Raw genomic sequence first — 1278 nt, 5'->3', positions numbered from 1 at the left:
GAAAGAAATTATCAGGAAGAATCGGATTTAAGTTGTTTATAAAGTTATTTACTATTTGTTTGCCTTGGCAGCCCGTTCTTCTTCTGCCTTAAGCCGTTCCTTGATGTACTTTGCAGAAGTGGCCAGCTTGTCCTTTTCCTCATCAGTTAAGTCCAGGTGGAGTTGCTCAACTACCCCATCGCGACCAACAACTGCGGGATATGATAGGTAGGTTCCGTATTCTTCGCGGTAGTTGGAAACCGGCATTTCAGTCCGCGCATCGCTCAAGAGGGCATTAGTTAACCGCACTGCCGCGGTTGCTACCCCATAGTTGGTGTACTTCTTTCCTTGATAAACCAGGTAACCACCTTGACGGGCGTGTTCTTCGATGTCAGCCAGGTCCAGTCCCCGTTCCTTGGCTAGGTCTAGAACGCGCTTTCCCAGTACCCGAACAGTTGACCAGGCGGTGAACTGTGAGTTTCCGTGTTCACCAAGGTTGAAACCAACAACTGAACGTGAGTCAACGTGGAGGGCCTCACCAACGCAGGCACGCATCCGTGCGGAATCAAGGAGGGTCCCCGTCCCCAGCACGTGCTCCTTCGGCAGGCCAGTTAACTTCTGGTACATTGATGTGATGACATCACACGGGTTAGTGACGTCCACCAGTTTGCCGTGGAAACCGTTGTCAACAAGTTTCTTAGCGACCAACGGCACCTGGGTGCGGGTAAACTTAAATTCTGCAAACCGGTCGTGGTCCGGAGTATCAACGAGCTTTGACTTACCCAAAGCAGACACAACCACGTCACAATCAGCAAGCTGTGAATCATCATTGACGGTTAAGTTGGTGTGGTATGGCAGGTTGGCCATGGCGTCCCGGAGGTCAAGGGCGTCAGCGTTAACCTTAGCCTCATTTGTATCATAAAGTGCCAAATCATCTGTGAAACCACCAGCAACCAAGTAGTGAGCAACCGTTGCACCAACGTGTCCCATTCCAAATACTGCTACTTTACGTGTCATAATAAAAACTTCCTTTCAATTAATACCCAGTTTCACTAATTAATCATTAACGTTAACGGTTACGTCACCGAAGCCGTGGTCAAACTTTGCGGTCCAGACTCCCTTGGTTAAGTGCGGTGGGAGAAGGAAAGTCCCGGAAGAAACTAACTGACCAGTGCGGAACCCCTTTCCTTGTTCCGCCAGTTTACCAACTAGCCAGGAGAGGGACTTGAATGGGTTACCAAGCACCTCACTGGACTTACCGCTTGCTTGTTTTTGGCCATCGTGGTAAAGCGTCACGTT

The 1278-nt window shown here is 49.7% G+C and carries 1 protein-coding gene and 1 pseudogene; both read right to left on the bottom strand.

Going from position 1 to position 1278, the window contains the following annotated elements; all coding sequences use genetic code 11:
- Nucleotides 1-51: 51 nt before the first annotated feature.
- Entirely contained in the window at nt 52-996 is a 945-nt protein-coding gene (locus QOS01_RS10275) for an L-lactate dehydrogenase (protein ID WP_283588502.1), read from the bottom strand.
- Nucleotides 997-1035: 39 nt separating this feature from the next.
- Nucleotides 1036-1278 (bottom strand): annotated as a pseudogene (locus QOS01_RS10270) (2-keto-4-pentenoate hydratase); the annotation flags it as partial.

Source organism: Limosilactobacillus avium, from assembly GCF_947381485.1.
Taxonomy (GTDB): domain Bacteria; phylum Bacillota; class Bacilli; order Lactobacillales; family Lactobacillaceae; genus Limosilactobacillus; species Limosilactobacillus avium.
Note: the sequence above shows the minus strand (reverse complement) of the source record. Positions and strands in the feature narration are given on the sequence as shown.

Bases quoted from the DNA above. Each gene is read 5' to 3' on its own strand.
- QOS01_RS10275 (WP_283588502.1), bottom strand. From the start codon at position 996: ATGACACGTAAAGTAGCAGTATTTGGAATGGGACACGTTGGTGCAACG.